Here is a 21,704-nt window from a genome sequence, read left to right as displayed (position 1 = left end):
TCTGTTAAACTTTAAAAACAGAGCGCAGTTTCTCAGGGGCTCTTTGGAGCAACAAGCCAATGTGTTTAGTTGCCGAGAACGGTGCGTTGTTCGCTTTCAGCCAATCAAGATGAGTCCATTCATTGTATCGACGTTTGCGGCTAGTAAAACGTTCATTGATCGTTAGCCCTAGGTTCTCTGACGCTTCAACGATTAGGTTATTGGCAACAAAAGTGCGCCAAAAGCTCTCTTCTGCACCACCGGTATCATTAGCTTTGTTATGGACAAATAGTGAGCGCTGGACGAGCGGGTTTAACCAGTGCAGAGTGAGAAACTGCTCCGTCAGAGGGTAGTGGCTCTTGTAGCCATCTGATGGGAAAAACTCTAACTCGGGAACCAGAGTTTCTGGCCAAATCTTGAGAAGATCTTCCGTTAAACCAAAGTCAAATAAATCACTTTTGTGGTAGTAAACGTCTTGTCCGTAGTGGTATTTAGTGAAAAACACACTCGATGTCAGTACACGCTGTTTGAAAACCGCCGCTTCGGAATCACGAGGTATATCAAAGCAAGCTTGGTAGACGTCCACAAATTGCCTAGAACAAATCATATTATCTGTTCTGAGTTTTACAGCGTAAGGAGTCTCTACTGCGCATAACCCTCGGTGCGTACTGACCAGTTGACGATTGTTGTTCAGCGTTTGCTTTTCACCATTGACATAAACCACATTAGACCCAGGGTCGTCATGCAGCAGTACTTTATCCGCATCAAGATGTTCAACGTCTTGGCCTTTCCAAGTGGATAAAATAATGGGAGATTGAGGAAACAGCTCTCTCAATTTAGCGATTGCTTGACTAGTGATATCTGATGACATACTACGACCATCGTACTGGGCTACTGGTCCCTGTAGAACGAAAGTAATGTCTTTGTCCAATATAGGTTTAATCATAGAGATCACTTACTTCCTATTAAGAAAGTCATCATACTCGCTTGGTACGCCGCAAAAAATTACTTCAGAACGTTCGATAAGGTGATAGTGAATCTTCTTACCTTCGTTAATTAAATAGTTATACAAAGGTGCGACATATAGCTCACCTTTCTCCCATTCACTTTTAGGGAGTGAGAGGTAGTGATGGTAAGCCGACATATAGTCATCCACCGTTCGGAAGTGATAAAGACCAGTACAACATAGGTTGGAGATTGGATTCTTTTCCGCAGTTTGTTTTACTTGGGTCGTGTCATCAGAGATGGGTAGAGCGAACGACCAGTTGTCACCAGTGCCTTTAAATACCTCTAAGTAACCGTCTTGCATGGCGTTGAGGTCAGGGTACTCAAAGTTAGGGCGAAACGTGTCAATGTTAAAGATAGTCATTGGTATATTTTGGTTTGACGGGTTCTCATCTTGCCATTGAGACAAACCTAGGGTTACCGTCTCGGCTTGTCCGCGAGTTTCTTCTTTCAGAGAAACGATGTAAAACTCGCTAATCCCCATCTTTTCTGCTTGTGCTTTAACAAAAGCGGCGGTGTCATAGACGTCACGTACAATAAACAAAAACGCGGTATTGTGAAAGTATGCTTTGAAACTGTTAACGGCATGCTCAAACAGAGTTTCGCCATGTGCAGTCAGCATGTATTTCGGTAAGGTGTATCCTGCTTTGAAAAAGCGAGAGCTCAAACCTGCCATTGGAATTACGATCATTCTTCTAACCTTTTCATTTTAAAGTAGAGTCTAAATGCATTTGCGAAGAGTGCTTTTTGACGTTGCTCATCATCGGCATGCAAAGGCAGCATGGATAAGAACAGCTGGATCTGCATCGCCATGAGTGCTTGAGCATTGATGGAAAACTCTTTTTGTATGATCTCGATAAAACGTTGTTGAATTACCTTGTCTGCTTGCGTTTCTTCGATAGCAAAATCAATAGATTGCTCAGCAATCTCAATGTCGTAGCAGCCTGCAATAATCCAATCATACATCCCGAGTACTGAATGGCTCAGCTTGGCGATGTCGTATCTTAGGTCGCCGTAGATCGTATGCTGCCCTGAAGGCGTCGTGCCTCGAGGGTCGATAACTTTTATTTTTTCAGCTCTAAAGTCGTACAGGATATTACTAAAACAGAAATCACCGTGTAGAACAGATATTGGCCATTCATTAGTGTCATTGGTAGGCAAGTGTCGCTGACTTTCATCGACAAGCTGTTGCAGGCTCACCGCTTTTTCCTTGTTATAAAACCAAGGTTGCGTCATCGAAATCTGATGCTGTTGACAATACTGCTGCAGTCGCTCATGAGTCTTAGCACCAAACAACTGCTGCAAATCGTTGTGGGCTTCTTGCTTAGACGTGTTTTCTACCAGGCAGTCTTTAAGGAATTCGATACACCCTTTGAGGATTTGTTCCCATTTACCAACGGTAAGCTCCCCAAAGACATAGAGCTCATTCAGCGCAGTCTGGTGGAGGTACTCCAAGCGATAAGAGATAGAGTTGCCGTTATCGAAGGTACCCAGAAACTGTGGGGTATATCCGCGTAAAGAGCTTGGTAGCGTATTGAACCAGTTCGCTTCCGCGGCAATTTTACTGTTTTTCTCAGATGACTTTTCTATCCACTTAGAACATATAAACAGCGAGTTAAAAGCTCTTTGTGTTGTAAAGTGCGCTTTTGAACGGTAGTAGGTGTTAACGTGTCCAAAGTCGAGCCAACTATCCGAAGGCACTGTCGTTAGACCCACACTTTGATGGTAAATGTTCAATCCGCTGATAAAGTCCCAGTTAGCTTGAGTGATCGCGCGAACCAACTGGCGTGGTGAGCTGAACTTGAAGTAGCCATTAACAATATTAAGAGCATTGTTTTTTGCATCGCTATGGCTGTCTTGCACCCAATTTAGGTTGTTCTCCGTAACAACTGCCCAGTCATAGCCATCGGAAGCTTCCGAAACACAAATAATGTCATTCCCATCCGGGAGGTTGGTGAATAACGTATCTCCAAACAGGACATGTAAAGGGGAGTGCTGATCATAGTCCGACAAGTTCATCGCAGCGACGAGAGATGAACCAAGAGTGATGTTGTCTGGAACCGGAATGATCTCGACACCGTGTGACTCAAGCCATTGCTTATCGGAGGCTGAGACGGTGAAAGACTCTGGCACAGTGAGTGCGACATGGCTGCCCTTTGGTGCGAGAGCGACTTGATGTTGGAAAAGCCTACGATTACCAAGAGGCAAAAAGCTAGGGGGTATACGCCCAAATTCGGATTGCATCTCCTGGTCCACATAAGCTGCGGACATGATCAGGAACATACATTCTCCTTCGCCAACAGATCGTTGATTTCTTCTAGAGTGAGCGAGGCAAACTCCGAGGGGCGGACAGCCTTATCGTCAATGTAAAATCCCTCATGACCACACCAAGGCTTACCAACCAGCACTTCGTCATAAGGTACATCATGCTTATCCAACCACTTTGTGATGATAGGAAGGGTATGAATATTGATCTTACCCACATTCCCTTCATAGGTACGCATATTACGAGCCGTTGCGATAGTGATATCGAAACCTTGCTGCTTGTATTGGCGTAACTGTTCTATGACATCGAGCCTAGGAAGCACATTCTCATAATCACTGGTATTTGCTTGTGTCAGAGTTCCATCTAAATCTACGATCAGTCTTTTCATTGCAGTGATACCTTTTTTGTTTCAGTGGCTTTTAATGTTCTCAACATATACCCAAGCAAGATAGCGTTGGTTGTCGCATATAAGACGACGCCCTCATTGTGTAAGAAGTGATCTTGACTAACACAGAATCCCGCAGTGGAAAGAATGTGAAGTCCTCCTAAGGTAGCCCAGAGCTTTGTTTCACTATTGGAAGTTCGCAATAGCGTCATTAAGTAAATAATGCCTGGACCAGCCAAAAATGCGAACAGCCCTAAGAATCCAAAGATGCCACGTTGAGAAAGCGCATTGAAATAGGCGCTATGAGCGTTTCCGTTGAATGAACGGGCATACTCAGACAAGGCGCCATTGGCGACTTCAATGTCCAATCTTGGCTGTAGAGCATCTTGTCCCCAACCCAAAATAGGACGTTCTAAGAATAGCTTCCAAGCACTTTGCCACATCTCTAGTCTTACTCCGACAGATCTTTCGCTTTCCGTTGCCTGATTGACGGCTTGAGCAATGCGATCTTCCACACTAGATGTGTTGAACACCACCAATGCCGTTATTAACAGCGAACACGTAGCGAGCAGAATAAACCGCAACCCGCAGTGTCGATAGAAAACAATAGCGGCAACAAGGTAAGTGAGCGGTGCCAAAATCCAGCCCCCTCGAGTTAGAGACAGTAAGCTAGCTGCGAGAGCGAGGTTAGCCCCTAACAGACAAGCGACAGCAAGGCCTTTACGGCGCTTAAAGAAATAGAGGGCAAACGTGAGCAGCATCGAAGAATACAATATCGCCGCATTGCCTTTTTGGATTGGCATTAAATCCTCGAAGCCGCGAACGCCTCGAATATAGCTATCGTATCCTGCGATTGCTGCACCGAGTACTGACCCGATGATCAATCCGTAACAAAGCGCGGAAGTTGGAACGCGAGAGTAGATAATGGCATAGCCAACCAAACACAGCAGCACAGCTTTGACCGGATACTCCAGTGATTTAACAACGCTGCGAGTTTCTAGATCTAAGTAAGCGCTCAACACAAGAACCACTAAATTGATCGTAAATAAGCCTAGAGTGACGGTCAGCAGTCTATTTTGGTTACCAGCAGTAGTGTTTGTTGTTTTGCGTTCAATGAAGAGGCAAGAGAGCGCGCTGATTAGCAGCAATGCAGATGTGAGATTGTAAGCTTCGTGAAAATACGAAGCGAAAAAGAGCAATATAAACAAGCTAGTGAGTTTGCTTCGCCAGTCTAATGCTTGAAAATGGGATAGAGTCATAGTTGGTACTGCGTTAATTATGAGGTAGAAATCAAGTCCAATGTGCGTTCGAGAGCACCTTGGTTTTGTTGGACAACTTTTTGTCCCGCTATACTCATGCGTTCAGCCTGCTGAGGTTGAGCAAGCAACGTACTTACTGTGTTTATAATATGGTTTGCGTCGCCACATATAATAGCAGCATTTGCCGCTGTGAGCTGTTGCGTAATATCAGTGAAGTTAAAGTAGCTTGGTCCAGTGAGTGTTGGCATACCAACAGCCGCTGGTTCCAGCAAGTTATGGCCACCGACTTTATCTCCGATTAAGCTGCCCCCCACAAAACAGATGTCGCTAGCAGCAAGATAAACCATCATCTCGCCCATCGTATCCCCAAGGAATACCGAGGTGTCTTGATTGACGGCTCTATTGCACTCGGAGCGTCGCTCGATACCAAAACCTCTCGTTTGACATAACGCTTGAACAGCATCAAATCGTTCTGGGTGTCTAGGCACTAGAATTAGCAGCAAGCTTGGGAATTGTTTAAGTAGTGCCGAATGGGCATCAAGCAGTTGTTCGTCTTCGCCACTGTGCGTACTGGCTGCAATCCAAACTGGTCTATCAATACCGAGTTGGCTGCGAAGCGCTCTGCCGTCATCTCTGTGCTTCTGAGAGATAGTGATATCGTATTTTATCGAGCCAGTTGTATGGACTTTGTTTTCAGCAATACCAAGCTTAATAAATCGCTTTGCATCATCCTCATACTGGCAGCTGATCGAAGACAAGTGAGGTGCAAGCAGGTTAAATATTGGTTGGAACTTCTTATACCGCAGGTAAGAGCGCTCAGAGAGTCTGGCATTAATGACAGAAATTGGGATTTCTGCACTCGCCACACAGCGTAAAGTGTTTGGCCATAACTCGGTTTCCATGATGATAAGTTGGTTGGGTTTAATAGACTTGAGAAAGCCTTTAACCGCAAAACCAAAATCGATGGGCATGTAGCGATGTTCTGCAATATCAGAAAGCTTATTGGCTTGCTCTGCTCCAGTCGGGGTAGTCGTAGTAATAACGATGGTGTTTTGTGGATGCAGTTTCGCGTATTGGCGGATGAGTGGTGTGACAGCCAACACTTCGCCAACAGAAACGGCGTGAAACCAGATTACATCAGAACCAGACTTGGACAACGTCGGTGTGTGACCAAAGTGCTCCTTCCATCGCGGCCCGACATTCGGTTTTCCTGGCTTGTTGCGAAATAGTCCCCAAAGAAGAAAGGGAGCAGCAAGAGCGAGCACTACGGTGTAAATAAGTCTGAGCATGATGGAATTGGTGACCCTTTAAAAATTATGTGTCGCTTTGATCTGGCTTTGCCTTATCCGAGAAGGTCCAAAACTTATGCATAAAGTAAGTCACAATTGGCAGAACGACGACGACAATGAGCACTCGGATATAGCTATTGAGCTCAGCGAATAACTCACTGAAACCTTGAGAAACCATCAATGCACAAAACTGAACCAAGAAAAAGCGAATCAAGTTGCCAATATTGATTTTCTGCTTAAAGACCAGCAAGGTTTGCGCGATGTACGAAAACACAAAGGCAATCGAAAATCCGACAACATTAGCAAAAAATACGTTGTCCGCGATAAGGTGCAAAAAGCTAAACGCAACAGCAATATGAATCGCCGTTGCCATACCACCTGTTAAGATAAAACGAACGATTCGATGTTCGAGTAAACGATCTAACAACGCGCGCATTATTCTGACTTCTGATCGCTATCGCGTTGGGTTTCGTTACTGTGCAAGCGATCGTCTTCAATCAAGCTATCTTCTTCAATGATGTAAGTCGGTCTTCGCTTAGACTCCATATAGAGTCGACCTATGTATTCGCCCATGACACCAATACCAATGAGCTGCACACCACCCAAGAAGAGCATCACGGTAATCAAGGATGCATAACCCGGTGCGTCGATGCCGTAGATGAGAGTCTTAACGACAGTAAAGCTGCCATACACGAATGCTAGCGCAGAGATAAATGAACCGATATACAACCAAATACGCAGTGGTGCGGTGCTAAAGCTGGTAATGCCATCAAGAGCAAAGTTCCAGAGCTTCCAACCGTTGAAGCTAGTTTCACCCGCTTCTCGAGCTTCGCGCTTGTATTCCACCACGGAGGTTTTAAAACCGACCCAGGAAAAGATGCCTTTCATAAAGCGCTGGTTTTCTGGAAGCAGCTGTATCGCCTGAACCACACGGCGGTTAATCAGTCTAAAATCGCCAACGTTTTCAGGGATCTCAACCTGAGCGACAGCGTTGTGAAACTTATAGAAAAGCTCAGCACTAAACTTCTTCGCCCAAGAATCGGTACTGCGGTCGACACGTTTAGCGACAACCACATCAAAGCCTTTTTCCCATTCGCTTAGAAAATCATGGATCAGCTCAGGGGGATCTTGCAGGTCAGCATCAATAGGTATCAGCACTTCACCTCGAGCGACATCAATACCAGCAGTTAATGCCGCTTCTTTACCGAAGTTGCGAGACAGGTTAATGATACGGATAGATGAGTACTGCTGCTGAAGCTGCTTGATGGTGTCCAGCGTATTGTCTTTGCTGCCGTCATTGATCAGGATGATTTCATAACTGTATTTAGTGTCGTCTAGTACAGCGCTAATGCGTTCCATAAAAAGCCCAACAACCTGTTCTTCGTTGTAGCATGGGCAGACGATGGAAATGGTTGGTGTGGATTCGGTCATCAGTTATCTCTAATTTGATCAATGCCGTTGAGGCAACGAGTTAGGTTTTGTTGTTTTTTAGCCTCAAACATCAATGAGGCTTCTTGTCCTTGCTGCTTCTCTTTGTGGTACAGATGGAACAAGGCACAACGACCTAATACAGTTTGGATTTTCATTCCGGACTTTTCTAGGCGCCATACTAAATCCGTCTCTTCCATGCCATAGCCTTCATAATCTGAGTCAAACCCGTTGACATCAAGAAGTGCCTGACGCGGCACGGCCAAGTTGGCCCCGATCGCCCCTCTTGGTTTCCGGTTCCAATGACGCAGTATAAAGTTAGGAAAACGAATCGCCATTTCTGGGCGTTTAAGTCCCTTCTTGAGTGCTTGGGCAAATAACCAAGGCGCATTTTCTATCTGTTCCAGCGACACTTCATGGTGGCGAAGTTTATCACTCGCCCCCTGATATAAATCGACTCGTCGCCCAAAGAACATAGTGTCTTGGCGAAGCACTTGTCGGTAATCGTGTACGAAGTGTTTTGACGGAATACAGTCGTTATCCGTCATAATAATGAAGTTACTAGTGGAACTTGCGATCGCTTTATTAAGAGCGAGTGCTCTGCGGTAGCCATTGTCTTCTTGCCAAAGATGGCGAATATTCAGTCCAAGTGAGGTATAGACATCAATCAATGCTTTGACCTCGGGACCTGAACCATCATCCGTCACACACAAACTAAAGTTGGCGTCAGTTTGGCGCAAATAGCCCTCGAATACCAAACGCATATCGCGAACATTGTTGTACGCGGCCATGATCACTTCGATGGTCGATTCGTTTGAAGTCAAATTGGTATCACTGGCGTTGGTCATTAAGTTTCTATTCCTTGGCTCCGATAGGGAAGTCGATTTTTTAACGTGTTCGTCATCATGTGGTGAGCATGCTCACCTACTTCAAGCGCGCGATAACCTGTTCTGGTTCAAGTTGCTTAAGGCAATTCAAATGACCTAAAGGACATTCACGCTTAAAACATGGGCGACACTCTATATCAGTATTGACGATCTGTACATTATCACTCAAAGGTGGCGTGTAATCCGGAGAGCTTGACCCATAAACGGCGACGATCTTACAGCCAACGGCGGCAGACACGTGCATTAAACCGGAGTCATTGCTGATAACCGTATCGCAGGCAGCCAGCAGATCCACAGCCTCTATAAGTGATGTGTTGCCGGCGAGATTATGGCAGTGCTGCGCTAGCTCTGGAGCAAGGGCATTACGAATTTTTTTGGTGACTTCTCTGTCTTTTGCAGAACCAAACAGCCACACCTGCTTGCCTTGCTCAATAGCGTATTGGGCGACGGCAGCATAATAGGCATCTGGCCAGCGCTTCGCCGGTCCGAATTCAGCGCCAGGACACATTCCAATCACGGTACGGCTCTGGTTTAAACCCAACTTATCAAACGCGTGTTGTTGGGTTTGAGCGTCAACAGATAGCGATGGTTTAGGGCAATTTGATAACGAGACTTCGTTCAACATATCTTGCTTAGAAGACGCCAAAGCCACAAAACGCTCCACATAGTATTGGAACACGCGTTTATTTGGGCGCAGATCGGTCAGCATGCCGTAGCGAGACTCACCTTTCCAACCGATGCGGTTAGGAATTCTTGCAAACAGAGGAATCAATGCCGACTTTGCAGAGTTCGGTAGCACATACGCATGGGTATACCCCTCAGACTTAAGACCTCGACCTATCTTCCAGCGACCTTTAAGGTCAAACGCACCATGCCCAATCGGCATCTCTATTGATCGATTCACCTCTGGCATGCGCGCCAAAATCGGCTCACACCAAGCGGGTGCCAGTACATCGATGGTGGCAGTAGGGTGCTTCTTCTTGAGCGCTTTATAAAGGCTTTGGGACATGACCATGTCGCCAACCCAAGAAGGACCGATAACTAAAATCTTCACTGTTTTACCTTTTTGAACAGATAGTTGCCACGCACTTTGCGCCATAAACCAAAGGCGTCAGTCTTAGGGAAAATCGCGATGCGCCTGATCTGGAAGCGATCTTCATGAAATTTTAACGGACCTGAGTCAGTCGCCACCGCATAGGTATAACCCAGAGACTCAGCGAGCTTTTTCGAATCATCATTATGATCGCCATAAGGGTAGGCGAATGACACCAGCGGCTTACCAATAATGGCTTCAAGCTCTCGCTTATTGGTTGCGATCTCATGCGCTTGTTGATCAGCAGAGAGTGTGCTCAGTCTTGGGTGAGTCAGGGTATGACCACCAATTTCAACATACCCAGAATCCGATAGCTCACGAACCTGCTCGGCATTCATTATATCCAGCTCACGTTCTTTCTGCTCAGTCTCAACATCCCAGCGGTTAAAGGTTTCCCCCGTCACCACATACACCGTTGCCTTAAACCCGTATTTTTTCAGTACAGGCAGCATGAGTTCAAGGTTATCAACATAGCCATCATCGACAGTAATCATGATATAGCGTTTGCCTGGCTCTAGACGTCGAATCGTACGACCATCAGCAAGATCTTCAAACGTTAAGGTTTCAAAGCCTTGTTTTTTGAGCATAGCTAAGTGCTTATCGAACATATCGATATGGATGTAGGGCGCAAAGACGTTCTTATCTTCATCGTTATCGATAAAGCGGTGATACATAATCACTGGCATTTCGCGTCTAAGCTTTTCCACATAGATATCTTGGTACACGCGCTCAACCTGATCGACGATGTTGGTCAACGTGTAGTTATCACGAATCACCTGGCTGGTGGCATCACTGCAATGAGGCGTGCTCAAGCCTTTCTCCACCAATGCTGCAATAGTGGAGAAGTCGATATTCATCTCTTTAGCGCCGATATCACCAAAGTTACACGCCATCGCCTCAGCGACATTGGTTTCATCCACAATGCCCACACAGCTTGCTTCGCCTACGGCTAACGTCGGTCTGCCGCATAGCAAAGATTCCATCGCCACACGACCAGCGCCAATGACAAGATCGGCTTCACTGAGCATTTTCGGCACATCATTGGTGTAGCCAACAAAGTTAACCGTTGAGGTGAACTGCTCAAATCGCTCGGTCATTTCAGAGCCAGTGACGACGCGAATATCATATTTAGTCGCATCCAAACATTCACTGAGCAAGCGATAACACAAGTCACCCTTGGGCCCTGTTAAACGACCAACAATAGTCACAACCGGTTTGGAATTATTAGGAGCCGCAGTTTTCTGGAAGCGATCGGTTTCTATACCATTGCGGCTGACTTCCATTTGCTCTAATGGAACATCGAGCTCGTTGTGCAGTTGGTCTCGAATGGCTTCACACACTGGAAGCGCTTTATCGCCCATCGCATGGAATTTCTTACGCGAGGCATGAGCAGGTTGGCGACCATGCACCGTGGTCACCATTGGCGTGCCAGTAATTTTACACGCCACATGACAACTCCAACTCGATGCTCGAGAGTGAGCATGCACCAGTTGGATATTGTGCTTTTTAATCAAATAAACCAAATACCCCACATGCCAAAAACGACGAGGCACACTGCGCTTATTAAACCGCAGCGAAAAAAACTCACCGTCGTGAGGCTTAGTCAGGGTATCAGAGACATAAAACACATTATGACCCCGAGCCGTCAGTTCATTACCTACCGTAGTAGCGTAAACCTCAGCCCCAGTCACTTCGAGCTGGGACAGGGCCATAAGAATGTTCATTAATAAACTCTTTTAGATTGTTCTCTTTTATATCGTCACTTAAATGACGATGCTGCGTTTGACGACACTCCGCTATTATCGTCATCCCGCTAGCCGCGCGCCTACGCAGGCAGGGATCTACCATCAGCGCGCACCAAGCCTTCAACCAAGATTCCTGTCTACACAGGAATGACGAACCTAATAGCATTGCGTTTCCCAAATTTGACGTCATCCCTGCGCAGGCAGGGATCTACCACCAGCGCGCACCAAGCCTCAACCAAGATTCCTGTCTTCACAGGAATGACGGCGCTGAGCGTTTATTGCCACCCGTCAACACCGGCACTCACCAATATCGTCATCCCTGCGCAGGCAGGGATCTACCACCAGCGTGCACCAAGCCTCAACCAAGATTCCTGTCTTCACAGGAATGACAGCGCTGAGCGTTTATTGCCACCCGTCAACACCGGCACTCACCAATATCGTCATCCCTGCGCAGGCAGGGATCTACCACCAGCGCGCACCAAGCCTCAACCAAGATTCCTGTCTCCACAGGAATGACGACGCTGCAGGTTATACGTGGCTAGAAAGCCTTCGTTACCCAATTGTTTCGTCATCCCTGCGCAGGCAGGGATCTACCACCAGCGCGCACCAAGCCTCAACCAAGATTCCTGTCTTCACAGGCGCACGGCCAGTGGAATGACGACGCTGTATGTTTAGCGTCACCTAAATGACGAACATAGCGGGATTGCACTTCCCAACCTTTACGTCATCCCTGCGCAGGCAGGGATCTACCATCAACGCGCACCAAGCCTCAACCAAGATTCCTGTCTCCACAGGAATGACGACGCTGCAGGTTATACGTGGCTAGAACGCCTTCGTTACCCAATTGTTTCGTCATCCCTGCGCAGGCAGGGATCTACCATCAGCGCGTACCAAGCCTTCAACAAGATTCCTGCCTACGCAGGAATGACGGCGCTATACGTTTGACGACTCTGCAGTTTAACGCCACTCAAATGACGACCTCAGCAACCTTACTTATTCACAATCGCCAAATACTCAGCCACACCCTCAGCAACCGCCTTAAACTCAACATCACAACCTGCAGCACGCAAGTTCGTCAAATCCGCCTGAGTAAATTCCTGGTAAGCACCCTTCAAATGATCAGGGAACGGAATATTCTCAATCTCACCCTTACCATGATGCTTAATCGCCGCCTGAGCAATCGCCTCAAACGTTTCAGCATTACCGGTACCACAGTTATAGATGCCCGAAACACCATTCTCCATAAACCACAGGTTCACTTTCGCTACATCACCAACGTAAACAAAGTCACGCTTAAACTGGCCGCTGCCTTCAAACAACTTAGGATTCTCACCCGCATTCATCTGATTGTTCAAATGAAACGCAACCGACGCCATGCTACCTTTATGCTGCTCACGAGGACCATACACATTGAAGTAACGGAAACCCGTCACCTGCGACAGTTTCTCACCATGTGCTTCTGCATCTGCCCATAGGCGGCGCACATAGTTATCAAATTGCTGCTTAGAATAGCCGTACACATTAAGTGCACCTTCATACTCACGCTCTTCCTTAAATACCGTCGTCACACCATAAGTCGCCGCTGAAGAAGCGTACAAGAACGGAATCTCACGATCCAAACAGTAATGAAGTAACTCTTTAGAATACTCATAGTTATTGAGCATCACATACTTGCCATCCCACTCCGTCGTTGCCGAGCACGCGCCTTCGTGGAATATCGCCTCAATTGGTCCAAAGTCATCACCAGCCATGATCTGCGTTAAGAAGTCATCACGGTCCATGTAATCTGTGATATCAAGGTCAACTAAGTTTTTGAACTTACGTCCATTTTTAAGGTTGTCTACCACCAGAATATCATTCAAGCCAGCCTCATTAAGCGCCTTGATAATATTGCTGCCAATCATGCCAGCACCACCAGTTACAATGATCATAAAATGTTCCAATTTGAGTGGGATAATGACTTGAAGTATATAAGATTTACTAAGGGGTTCAAAGGAGTTCCTAGGCAGCCGAACCTTGCCAACTCTTGTAACACTTTGTGACGAGTCGCTCAAAAAATATCTTTTGTCAGTAAAGTGTAAAAATAATCTCGTTTACAAGGCTTTATACAATGGACTAACATTGAAAGTCAGTGTGCTCAACTGAGTGCATTGAATTATCGATAATTGAGAAAAGGATATAACCATGAAAAAGATCGCATTGATCATGGCGATTGCAGCAGGTATGGCTAGCCCAGCATTTGCAGAAGCTGAAGGCGGCGCAGCAGGTGGCGCAGCAGGCGGTGCAGGCGCAGGTGCAGCAGTTAGTGGCGGTGTTGCTGTCGGTGTTGCAGGAGCAGTAGCAGTTGTAGCAGTAGCTTCTTCTGAAGATAGCGCAGCAACAACGACAACTGTAAGCGCACAGCAGTAATCGTGATTTAAACAAAACTCCCTTTACGTGAAATACTGTATTGGGAGTTTTGTTTTCGTGTTTATCCTCTGAAAGCTCAATCGAAATTTCTATGGGCTTGTTAGCCCTACCTATTTAGTGGGATGTTGTATTGAAGTTTAAATCCACTCTCTTAGCGTGTTCCGTGCTTATTCTTGCTGGATGTTCGCAGCGCTTTCAAGACGTTAATGCCACATTGTCAGAAGCATTCTTAGGCGCTGACGATATAGTGATGACAGCGGAGCAGATAGAAAGCTTACCTTATGCCAGTGCCTACGCACGCATTAACGATGGTGCTCAGATTTTTGTGGTGCTCGCGTTTGCTGAGAAAAATCCCGCAACCGGTGAAATGCAATACAAGTGGATGTCCTCTGACCGCGCCATGTTTATCTTCGAAAGTGGGCGACTGGTCAAAACCATAGGTCTGTATGGTGACAACCTTCAAGGTGCGACACACAAGCAAACCACTGACTCATCTTGGACCACCCAATACGATTGGATGCCTGACTACCGTTATGGCTACGTAGGTACAGTCACACGCACGCAAGGTACAGAAGAAGTGATCGAGACACCACTCAATCGCTACCAAACACAAAAATATACCGAGCGAGTTCGTTTCGATGCTATTGACCATGTGTTCACGAACCAGTATTGGCAAAGCCAGTCTTCAGGAAGAATGGTGAAGTCTATCGAGTATCTTGGTCCGCAGATGACCAAAATTGAATTCACAGTATTAAAACAACCCTCAATGTAACCGCTAGGTGTATGAGTCTTATTAGCTTTTAGACTCAATAAGGAATGATAATGTTGCACGGATGGCTTAAAAAGCACAGTTTTGCTCTTCTACTTGCTTGCCCTTTTTACGCGTTTAGCACCGAGCTATCGGTAGTGCTTGCCGAGCAATCGGTTCGACTCGATTACCCTCAAGCCGCCCGTTTAGAAACCGTATTAAAAGATACTCATGCACAAGCGCTGCTAACTAATATGCCGCTAGAGTCGCTACAAGCACAGCTGTTCTCACCTGAAAAAACAGCATTAATAGAATCGCAAGTTAAGCAAATATCTTCTCAACTTAATACATTACAGCAGCAAGACCCAGATCTAGGCACCGAACACCTTTTAAAGCAAATACAAGAATCACAGTTTCTGTACCGAGAATTCACCTCCCTCGACTACGATGTCGTGCAATCACAGCGAGAAGGAAACCCTCTTTTATCCGGTAACTATCAACTCAACATAGGTCCTAGAAACGACAGTGTCATCTTTATGGGCGCAGTCAAAAAAACAAGAGTCTGTACCTCAGCGCGCTCAATGGTTCTTAGCTGATTACTTTAGATCGATAGGTGAGATCAGACTAGACTCGGCTAGCCCAAGCACAGCTTGGGTGATTCAGCCTGATGGAAAAGTGGTAGAAGCCCATTATGGAATATGGAATTTTCAGCCCCACTTTATTGCCCCAGGTGCAATCGTCTACGTGCCATTCAAATCACTGCCATCAGAATTTAGCTCGATCAATCAAGACATCGTACAACTGCTGCGCCATAAGGTGAAAAATAATGAACAACAATAAAACCGCGCCTTCATTGCTAGCAGTTGCAATCACAACAGCTTTAACAGCTAGCGTAAACGCAAATGTATTTGAACCAGCGACACTAACCCCATCTCAATCAGACTTTGGTGGTGTTGGCTTAATGCAAATGCCCACTGGGCGTATGGCGGCAGAAGGGGAGTTCAGTCTCAATGGCGACTGGAGTGAGCATTACCACAAGTACAACATAAGCCTTCAGTTAATGCCTTGGTTTGAAACCACGATTCGATACACACTCGTTCAGGACTTGCTTTACAGTAATGATCCAGGTTTCAGTAATGACACCAAATACACTGATAAAGGTATAGACCTAAAGTTTCGACTGTTAGAAGAAGGTGACTACCTACCTGAAACGTCCATCGGTCTGAGGGATTTTGGCGGTACAGGTTTATTCGATGCGGAGTTTATTGCAGCCACCAAACGTTTCGGTAACCTAGATGTCACTTTAGGGATGGGATGGGGGGTATCTCGGCACACGAAATAGTATCACTAACCCTTTTTGTAAAATAAGTGATGGTTACTGCACTCGGCCCTCTGACTATAGAGGGAGTGGTGGCATGGTTGATTACGACCGCTGGTTCAAAGGACCCGCTGCGCTTTTCGGTGGCATTGAATACCAAACACCGTGGCAGCCACTCCGATTTAAACTTGAATATGACTCTAACGATTACTCACAAGATTTTCCGGTTGTTAGAGCGGGTGTTGACATGACACCATCCACACCATGGAATGTGGGCGCTTTATATCGAGTAGGTGACTGGGGGGATATCCGCGCTAGCTACCAAAGAGGCAACGCCGTTGCCGTTGGTATTACCCTTCGCACCAACTTTAACGATACAAAATCGTATTGGTTAGATGAACCAAAAACAGAACTTCGTCCAACAGTGTCTGAAGATGCAAGTACACAAATAGACTGGGATAAAATAGCGGGTGAGCTAAGTCTCAACGCAGGCTATGACGATGTTGCTATTGAGCGCAACGGATCATCCGTCACCATTATCGGTAAACAGACAAAATATCGAGACAGAGAAGAGGCTCGCGATCGCGCCGCTCGTGTCTTAGCAAATCATCTTCCTCAGGAAATTACCTCCTATAAGATAGTAGAAACCAACTTTAATCAGCCGCAAACCGAGACCAATGTTGATGCAGAAGCGTTTAAGCAAATTGCTATTAATCAACCTATAGGCCGCGATATAACCGATGCCATGGTTGAGGGCGAAGTCAATGACAAGCAACCAGCGTCCACCGAGTACGATGGATTTGAACGTTTTGATTACTCATTTAGACCGACGCTTGCACAGTCCATCGGTTCAGCCGAAAACTTCTATCTCTATGAAATCGGTATTGATGGCACCGCAGAAGCGTGGGCGACAAAAAATCTAAACCTATCGGGTACGGTGCACCTAAATGTCATTGATAACTACGATAAGTTTAACTACATAGTGCCACCAGATGGAACAGACGTACCGCGAGTGAGAACCTTGTTTAGGGCGTATGTTTCCGACAACACATTGTGGGTGAAAAACCTTCAAGCGACTTACTTCCAAGAGTTCGGGAATGGCTTCTACGGTCAGGTCTATGGTGGCTACCTAGAAACCATGTTTGCGGGTGCTGGTGGTGAACTGCTTTACCGTCCTCTCAATAAAAACTGGGCAATCAGTGCTGATATCAACCTTGTCACACAGCGTGACCCAAGAAGTGCCTTTGGTCTGTTTGATGAGGAGCAGCAAAATATCCCAGAATTTGGGCGTCCATTCAAAGCAGTGGTCAAAGGTACAACAGGCTTTTTGACCGGCTATTACATGCCGCAATGGTCATTCATCGACAACACACTACTTAAAGTCGGTGTGGGTCAATTCTTGGCGGGAGATGTAGGTACCAGGGTAGACTTCTCTAAGCAATTTAAGAGCGGTGTGATTGCAGGCGCATACGCAAGCTTTACTAATCTAAGTTCAGAAGAGTTTGGTGAAGGCAGCTTTACCAAGGGCTTTTATGTCTCGATTCCATTCGACATCATGACAGTCAAACCGAGTGCCAACAGAGCTAACTTTAACTGGCAGCCTATCACCCGAGATGGTGGTCAAATGCTGGGTAGAAAGTATGAGCTGTTCAGTGTTACGGATGCTCGTTCCCCATGGTTGCAACGACCGAGTCGCGTAGAATGATATGAGAGCTAGTCTAATTTACTGATTATTCCATCATTTTAACTTATGCATTTAGTGATTTTGGTCACAAATGCATAAGTTAAATGTTTCTGAATTCGAATCAACCTCATGTTTTCATGTGAATTAATGAAAATATCGGTATATTACGCAGCTGGTTTTAATTCAGTTTGTTTTACTGCTTTTGTGTGCTATTCCACTAATTGCTTTCAAGTGTAACTATGCAATGGCGGTAGCATGGGTGGTGAAAAATGGTGAGCTCTTGTGGTGGGACGATCGGGAATGAACAAGAATAATATTGCAGGCATGCTAGCGTTATTGCTTTTAGTTGGGTGCAGCTTGCCGGGAAGCCATTTACCGACCAGTGATAAAACCACAAAAGAGTCCCAAGATACCAATTTAGAACAGCAAGTTTCTATCTACCCGCTTACGGCAGAAAAAGTCGTCCAATTCAAACAACAAACACCGCAGGCCACCGCTAACCCAGCGCTCGACTTAGCGATTGCTAAATATGAGTATCGAGTAGGTGTGGGTGATGTGCTCAACATTACGATTTGGGATCACCCAGAGCTGACGATTCCCGCTGGCTCTTACCGAAGCTCAGAAGAGGCCGGTAACTGGGTTCATGCCGATGGCACTATTTTTTATCCTTATATCGGTAAGGTGCATGTCGTCGGAAAAAGCGTTACTGAGATCCGAGTCGATATTGCCAAACGACTTTCTAAGTTTATTGAAAGCCCACAAGTGGACGTAAATATTGCCGCTTTTCGCTCACAGAAAACCTATGTAACGGGTGAAGTGCAAAATCCTGGGCAGCAACCGATTACCAATATCCCTCTTACGCTTCTTGATGCTATCAATCGTGCTGGTGGTTTAGCGGATGATGCCGATTGGCGTAATGTGACGCTGACCAGAAATGGGGAAGAGCAAACGCTTTCTCTCTATGCGCTGATGCAGCGCGGTGATTTAACCCAGAATCTGCTTCTTAAACCTGGGGATATTGTGCATGTCCCTCGAAATGACGATCAAAAGGTATTCGTACTTGGTGAGGTATCTACACCACAAATGCTCAAAATTGATCGTGCAGGCATGAGTCTGACTGAGGCACTCAGTTCGGTAGGCGGTATTAAAGAAGTCGCGGCCGATGCATCTGGTGTATTTGTCATTCGTAACTCTGCCAAAGCGGACCAAGTTGCCGACATCTATCAACTCAATATCAAAGATGCTACCGCCTTGGTGATTGGAACCGAGTTTAGTCTGCAGCCTTATGACGTGGTTTACGTAACAGCGCAGCCTATCTCTCGTTGGAATCGCTTAATGACTCAGCTTCTTCCTACGCTTACTGGTATTAAGAACATTGCCGATGCGGGTAATTCATACAGAGCTTGGGGTAACTAGAGCCTAATATGAAGTCACTTGCTAACGAAATGACATTAAGAGTGTAATTATGTTCAACAATATTTTGGTTGTATGTGTCGGTAATATTTGTCGATCACCCACAGCAGAGCGAGCTCTGCAAAAGTTAGTGCCAACAAAAAAGGTTACGTCGGCTGGTATTGCTGCAGAAAAAAGCCGTTTAGTGGGCAAGACTGCTGACACTATGGCAATTGATACTGCTAGTCGCTACCAGCTAGATGTGTCAAACCACAGCGCTAGACAGCTTACTGCTGAGATGTGTCGTGACAACGACCTTATTCTGGTGATGGAAAAAGGGCACATTGACGCCGTATGTGATATTGCGCCTGCAGCAAGAGGTAAAACCATGCTATTTGGTCAATGGGAAAGTCAACAAGAAATCCCAGATCCATATCGCCAAAGCCAAGAAGCGTTTGACCACGTGTTCAAGCTTATAGAGCAGTCCGCTAGCCAATGGTCAAAACGGCTCTAGCGCCTTTTTTGCTTCACTAAAATAACCTTGTTGCCCTTAGATTTAATTTATACTTTCGCTGCCTAGTTAATAAAAACATGCAAACAGAATCTCAAAAATACAGTAGTAACACCGCCGATGAAATCGACTTAGGTCGTTTGTTCAACCTATTGCTTGAGGCGAAATGGTTCATCATCACCATTACGTTTCTGTTTGCAGTGGTTGGTGTGATGTATGCGTTACTAGCAACGCCTATCTATAAAGCAGATGCACTGATTCAAGTTGAGAGCAAGAATTCAGGTGTATCTAGCCTTATTAACGAAGGACTAGGTGACCTATTTACTCAAGAGTCATCAGCAACAACTGAAATCGAGATTATAAAATCAAGAATGGTGTTGGGTGAAACTGTCGATAAACTAAACCTAACGACTATCGCAGCCCCTAAAGAAATGCCAATCATCGGCAAAGGATTAAGCCGTTTAAGCGGCGAGCAGACTTACATAGATGTGGCACGTTTTGACGTGCCGAATTATTTAGAGTCTGAAGCGTTTACCCTTGAGGTTGTTAGTGCTGACTCGGGAGAGTACCGCTTACTAAATGGCGATGGTAAAAAGTTGATTTCTGGTTTTGTCGGCGAGCTAGCGGAAAAAGACGATTGGAGATTGTTTGTTCGAAGCCTAAAAGCGGTCAGTGGTGATGAGTTTACGCTATCTAAGCGTTCTAGACTGGAATCAATCCAATGGCTGCAACAAACGCTAACTATTAGCGAAAGAAGTAAGCAAACGGGCATCTTACAGCTCGCGTTTGAGGGTGAAGACAAACAACAAATCAAGGCAATCCTTGATGACATAAGCATGAACTACTTTCTGCAGAACGTAGCACGTCAATCAGCGGAAGCGGAAAAAAGTCTAACCTTCTTGCAAAATAACTTGCCTCAGATTAAAGCCACGCTGAATGAATCGGAAGATAAACTCAATCGTTTTAGACAACAAAATGAGTCGGTAGACTTGGGACTTGAGGCGCAATCAGCACTTAAAGTTATTGTTGACCTTGAGGCTCAGCTCAATGAGCTTACCTTTAAAGAGAGTGATATCAGTCAGCGCTTTACTAAAGATCACCCATCTTATAAGTCCCTGCTCGATAAACGCGATACTTTGCTCCAGGAGCGTGAGCGTTTAAATCGACAGATCCAAAAGTTACCGAAAACGCAGCGCGAAGTCCTACGAATGACTCGCGATGTGGAAGTGAATCAGCAGATTTATGTTCAGCTACTGAATAAAGTTCAAGAGTTGAACATTATGAAGGCGAGTGCAGTGGGGAATGTGCGCATTCTGGATACCGCCCAAGTGTACGCCCACCCAGTAAAACCGAAGAAGTCATTAATTGTTGTACTCGCTACCTTACTTGGCGGTATGGCAAGCGTCGCCTTTGTATTAGTTAAAGCGGCATTTCATCAAGGCGTCACTAGCCCAGAAGAGATAGAAGCCCTTGGTGTACCGGTATACACCAGTGTACCGAAATCTGAAATGCAGTTAAGTTTTGCTGGTGCTGGCAGAACGGGATTGACGAGAAAAAACAAGAGCGTTAATACTGGGCTACTTGCTAAAGTTAACCCAGCTGACCTTTCTATTGAAGCGCTACGCGGCTTAAGAACTAGCTTGCACTTTGCCATGCTAGAAGCAAAGAACAACATTGTCATGATCTCTGGCCCCGCACCTGGTGTAGGCAAATCGTTTGTAGCCACCAACTTTGCTGCAGTTGCTGCAGTAGCTGGTCAAAAAGTGCTACTTATTGATGCCGATATGCGCAAAGGCTATTTACAACGAAGCTTTAACTTAAAATGGGATTGTGGTTTGTCTGACGTGCTCGCGGGCAAATACACAACAGAACAAGCGTTGAAACCGAGTGGTATTGACGGTTTGGATGTGATCACTCGCGGCATGATTCCGCCTAATCCGTCAGAGTTGCTGATGCATCAACGCCTCAGAGACCTACTTGATTGGGCCAGTTCAAATTACGATTTAGTCCTCGTCGATACGCCACCAGTCCTAGCGGTAACAGATCCAAGTATTGTCGGCGCACAAGCGGGCACGACCTTGATGGTGACAAGGTTTGGTCAAAATACCGTTAAAGAGATAGAAGTCGCCAACGATAGATTCAAAAAAGCTGGCATTGAAGTGAAGGGTGTTATTCTCAATGCTATCGAGAAAAAGGCGTCGAACAGTTACGGTTATTACCAGTATTCCTATGAAAGCCACTAGTTAAGCTGGCGAATAGGTGACGAAATAGCCAAAACATGACTCGAATCCATAAAGCTCTATAAA

19 protein-coding genes and 1 pseudogene are annotated in these 21,704 nt (G+C 45.8%); 8 read left to right on the top strand and 12 right to left on the bottom strand.

Translation table 11 applies throughout. The features are described 5' to 3' along the window. Positions 1 to 4 precede the first annotated feature (4 nt). The 12 genes from AC6I8Y_RS15630 to rfaD all read right to left on the bottom strand — a co-directional run bounded on the left by AC6I8Y_RS15630 (position 5) and on the right by rfaD (position 13,267). Positions 5 to 925, bottom strand: a complete 921-nt coding sequence (locus tag AC6I8Y_RS15630) for a WavE lipopolysaccharide synthesis family protein (protein WP_498020508.1) — start codon at positions 923 to 925, stop codon at positions 5 to 7. A gap of 9 nt (positions 926 to 934) precedes the next feature. Continuing rightward, positions 935 to 1,675 carry a glycosyltransferase family 2 protein gene (locus AC6I8Y_RS15625; RefSeq protein WP_498020507.1) on the bottom strand — a complete coding sequence of 247 codons (741 nt, stop codon included), beginning with the start codon at positions 1,673 to 1,675 and terminating at the stop codon, positions 935 to 937. Beyond that, the gene (locus tag AC6I8Y_RS15620) at positions 1,672 to 3,267 is read right to left on the bottom strand and encodes a capsular biosynthesis protein (RefSeq protein ID WP_498020506.1); all 1,596 of its coding nucleotides are present in this window, start codon (positions 3,265 to 3,267) and stop codon (positions 1,672 to 1,674) included. Before AC6I8Y_RS15620 ends, AC6I8Y_RS15625 begins: the two co-directional genes overlap by 4 nt. After that, complete coding sequence (locus AC6I8Y_RS15615) at positions 3,258 to 3,638, bottom strand: HAD hydrolase family protein (RefSeq protein WP_498020505.1); 381 nt, start codon at positions 3,636 to 3,638, stop codon at positions 3,258 to 3,260. Before AC6I8Y_RS15615 ends, AC6I8Y_RS15620 begins: the two co-directional genes overlap by 10 nt. After that, the gene (locus tag AC6I8Y_RS15610; protein ID WP_498020504.1) at positions 3,635 to 4,894 is read right to left on the bottom strand and encodes an O-antigen ligase family protein; all 1,260 of its coding nucleotides are present in this window, start codon (positions 4,892 to 4,894) and stop codon (positions 3,635 to 3,637) included. Before AC6I8Y_RS15610 ends, AC6I8Y_RS15615 begins: the two co-directional genes overlap by 4 nt. Positions 4,895 to 4,911: 17 nt before the next feature. Next, on the bottom strand, positions 4,912 to 6,186 hold the full coding sequence (waaA, locus tag AC6I8Y_RS15605) for a lipid IV(A) 3-deoxy-D-manno-octulosonic acid transferase (protein WP_498021534.1): 1,275 nt from the start codon (positions 6,184 to 6,186) through the stop codon (positions 4,912 to 4,914). 22 nt (positions 6,187 to 6,208) lie between these two features. Then, complete coding sequence (locus tag AC6I8Y_RS15600) at positions 6,209 to 6,619, bottom strand: GtrA family protein (RefSeq protein ID WP_498020503.1); 411 nt, start codon at positions 6,617 to 6,619, stop codon at positions 6,209 to 6,211. Next, positions 6,619 to 7,614: a glycosyltransferase family 2 protein gene (locus tag AC6I8Y_RS15595; protein ID WP_498020502.1), complete on the bottom strand. Its 996-nt coding sequence runs from the start codon at positions 7,612 to 7,614 to the stop codon at positions 6,619 to 6,621. Before AC6I8Y_RS15595 ends, AC6I8Y_RS15600 begins: the two co-directional genes overlap by 1 nt. Next, a complete protein-coding gene (locus AC6I8Y_RS15590) occupies positions 7,614 to 8,459 on the bottom strand; it encodes a glycosyltransferase (RefSeq protein WP_498020501.1) in 846 nt (281 codons plus the stop codon). The genes AC6I8Y_RS15595 and AC6I8Y_RS15590 overlap by 1 nt, the downstream gene beginning before the upstream one ends. Before the next feature lie 76 nt (positions 8,460 to 8,535). Beyond that, positions 8,536 to 9,552, bottom strand: a complete 1,017-nt coding sequence (gene waaF / locus AC6I8Y_RS15585) for a lipopolysaccharide heptosyltransferase II (protein ID WP_498020500.1) — start codon at positions 9,550 to 9,552, stop codon at positions 8,536 to 8,538. Next, positions 9,549 to 11,315: a bifunctional glycosyltransferase family 4 protein/polysaccharide deacetylase gene (locus AC6I8Y_RS15580; protein ID WP_498020499.1), complete on the bottom strand. Its 1,767-nt coding sequence runs from the start codon at positions 11,313 to 11,315 to the stop codon at positions 9,549 to 9,551. Before AC6I8Y_RS15580 ends, waaF begins: the two co-directional genes overlap by 4 nt. A 1,010-nt stretch (positions 11,316 to 12,325) precedes the next feature. After that, entirely contained in the window at positions 12,326 to 13,267 is a 942-nt protein-coding gene (gene rfaD / locus AC6I8Y_RS15575) for an ADP-glyceromanno-heptose 6-epimerase (protein WP_498020498.1), read from the bottom strand. A 253-nt stretch (positions 13,268 to 13,520) separates the two neighbouring features. On the opposite strand from rfaD, the gene AC6I8Y_RS15570 reads away from it, so the two are divergent. The 8 genes and pseudogenes from AC6I8Y_RS15570 to AC6I8Y_RS15535 all read left to right on the top strand — a co-directional run bounded on the left by AC6I8Y_RS15570 (position 13,521) and on the right by AC6I8Y_RS15535 (position 21,641). Then, complete coding sequence (locus AC6I8Y_RS15570) at positions 13,521 to 13,745, top strand: hypothetical protein (RefSeq protein WP_394153167.1); 225 nt, start codon at positions 13,521 to 13,523, stop codon at positions 13,743 to 13,745. A 130-nt stretch (positions 13,746 to 13,875) separates the two neighbouring features. After that, positions 13,876 to 14,517, top strand: a complete 642-nt coding sequence (locus tag AC6I8Y_RS15565) for a YjbF family lipoprotein (RefSeq protein WP_498020497.1) — start codon at positions 13,876 to 13,878, stop codon at positions 14,515 to 14,517. A gap of 50 nt (positions 14,518 to 14,567) precedes the next feature. Then, positions 14,568 to 15,089 (top strand): capsule biosynthesis GfcC D2 domain-containing protein, encoded by a 522-nt coding sequence (locus tag AC6I8Y_RS15560; RefSeq protein ID WP_498020496.1) that lies wholly within the window; start codon positions 14,568 to 14,570, stop codon positions 15,087 to 15,089. Beyond that, entirely contained in the window at positions 15,019 to 15,333 is a 315-nt protein-coding gene (locus tag AC6I8Y_RS15555) for a capsule biosynthesis GfcC family protein (protein ID WP_498020495.1), read from the top strand. Before AC6I8Y_RS15560 ends, AC6I8Y_RS15555 begins: the two co-directional genes overlap by 71 nt. Beyond that, positions 15,320 to 17,516, top strand: a pseudogene (locus AC6I8Y_RS15550) (YjbH domain-containing protein). The gene AC6I8Y_RS15555 and the pseudogene AC6I8Y_RS15550 overlap by 14 nt, the downstream one beginning before the upstream one ends. Before the next feature lie 279 nt (positions 17,517 to 17,795). Further along, the gene (locus AC6I8Y_RS15545) at positions 17,796 to 18,911 is read left to right on the top strand and encodes a polysaccharide export protein (RefSeq protein WP_498020494.1); all 1,116 of its coding nucleotides are present in this window, start codon (positions 17,796 to 17,798) and stop codon (positions 18,909 to 18,911) included. 49 nt (positions 18,912 to 18,960) lie between these two features. Continuing rightward, a complete protein-coding gene (locus AC6I8Y_RS15540; RefSeq protein ID WP_498020493.1) occupies positions 18,961 to 19,401 on the top strand; it encodes an arsenate reductase/protein-tyrosine-phosphatase family protein in 441 nt (146 codons plus the stop codon). A gap of 77 nt (positions 19,402 to 19,478) precedes the next feature. Continuing rightward, entirely contained in the window at positions 19,479 to 21,641 is a 2,163-nt protein-coding gene (locus AC6I8Y_RS15535) for a polysaccharide biosynthesis tyrosine autokinase (protein WP_498020492.1), read from the top strand. Positions 21,642 to 21,704: the final 63 nt, after the last annotated feature.

The sequence above is a fragment of the Vibrio sp. KUL78 genome (assembly GCF_059725505.1).
Note: the sequence above shows the minus strand (reverse complement) of the source record. Positions and strands in the feature narration are given on the sequence as shown.

What these genes read in the sequence shown, in the direction of transcription:
- AC6I8Y_RS15570 (WP_394153167.1), top strand. Translation starts at nt 13,521, where the DNA reads ATGAAAAAGATCGCATTGATCATGGCGATTGCAGCAGGTATGGCTAGC.
- AC6I8Y_RS15620 (WP_498020506.1), bottom strand. Translation starts at nt 3,267, where the DNA reads ATGTTCCTGATCATGTCCGCAGCTTATGTGGACCAGGAGATGCAATCC.
- AC6I8Y_RS15540 (WP_498020493.1), top strand. Translation starts at nt 18,961, where the DNA reads ATGTTCAACAATATTTTGGTTGTATGTGTCGGTAATATTTGTCGATCA.
- AC6I8Y_RS15580 (WP_498020499.1), bottom strand. Translation starts at nt 11,315, where the DNA reads ATGAACATTCTTATGGCCCTGTCCCAGCTCGAAGTGACTGGGGCTGAG.
- AC6I8Y_RS15560 (WP_498020496.1), top strand. Translation starts at nt 14,568, where the DNA reads ATGTTGCACGGATGGCTTAAAAAGCACAGTTTTGCTCTTCTACTTGCT.
- AC6I8Y_RS15610 (WP_498020504.1), bottom strand. Translation starts at nt 4,894, where the DNA reads ATGACTCTATCCCATTTTCAAGCATTAGACTGGCGAAGCAAACTCACT.
- AC6I8Y_RS15595 (WP_498020502.1), bottom strand. Translation starts at nt 7,614, where the DNA reads ATGACCGAATCCACACCAACCATTTCCATCGTCTGCCCATGCTACAAC.
- AC6I8Y_RS15535 (WP_498020492.1), top strand. Translation starts at nt 19,479, where the DNA reads ATGCAAACAGAATCTCAAAAATACAGTAGTAACACCGCCGATGAAATC.
- rfaD (WP_498020498.1), bottom strand. Translation starts at nt 13,267, where the DNA reads ATGATCATTGTAACTGGTGGTGCTGGCATGATTGGCAGCAATATTATC.
- AC6I8Y_RS15600 (WP_498020503.1), bottom strand. Translation starts at nt 6,619, where the DNA reads ATGCGCGCGTTGTTAGATCGTTTACTCGAACATCGAATCGTTCGTTTT.
- AC6I8Y_RS15630 (WP_498020508.1), bottom strand. Translation starts at nt 925, where the DNA reads ATGATTAAACCTATATTGGACAAAGACATTACTTTCGTTCTACAGGGA.
- AC6I8Y_RS15625 (WP_498020507.1), bottom strand. Translation starts at nt 1,675, where the DNA reads ATGATCGTAATTCCAATGGCAGGTTTGAGCTCTCGCTTTTTCAAAGCA.
- AC6I8Y_RS15545 (WP_498020494.1), top strand. Translation starts at nt 17,796, where the DNA reads ATGAACAAGAATAATATTGCAGGCATGCTAGCGTTATTGCTTTTAGTT.
- AC6I8Y_RS15615 (WP_498020505.1), bottom strand. Translation starts at nt 3,638, where the DNA reads ATGAAAAGACTGATCGTAGATTTAGATGGAACTCTGACACAAGCAAAT.
- AC6I8Y_RS15590 (WP_498020501.1), bottom strand. Translation starts at nt 8,459, where the DNA reads ATGACCAACGCCAGTGATACCAATTTGACTTCAAACGAATCGACCATC.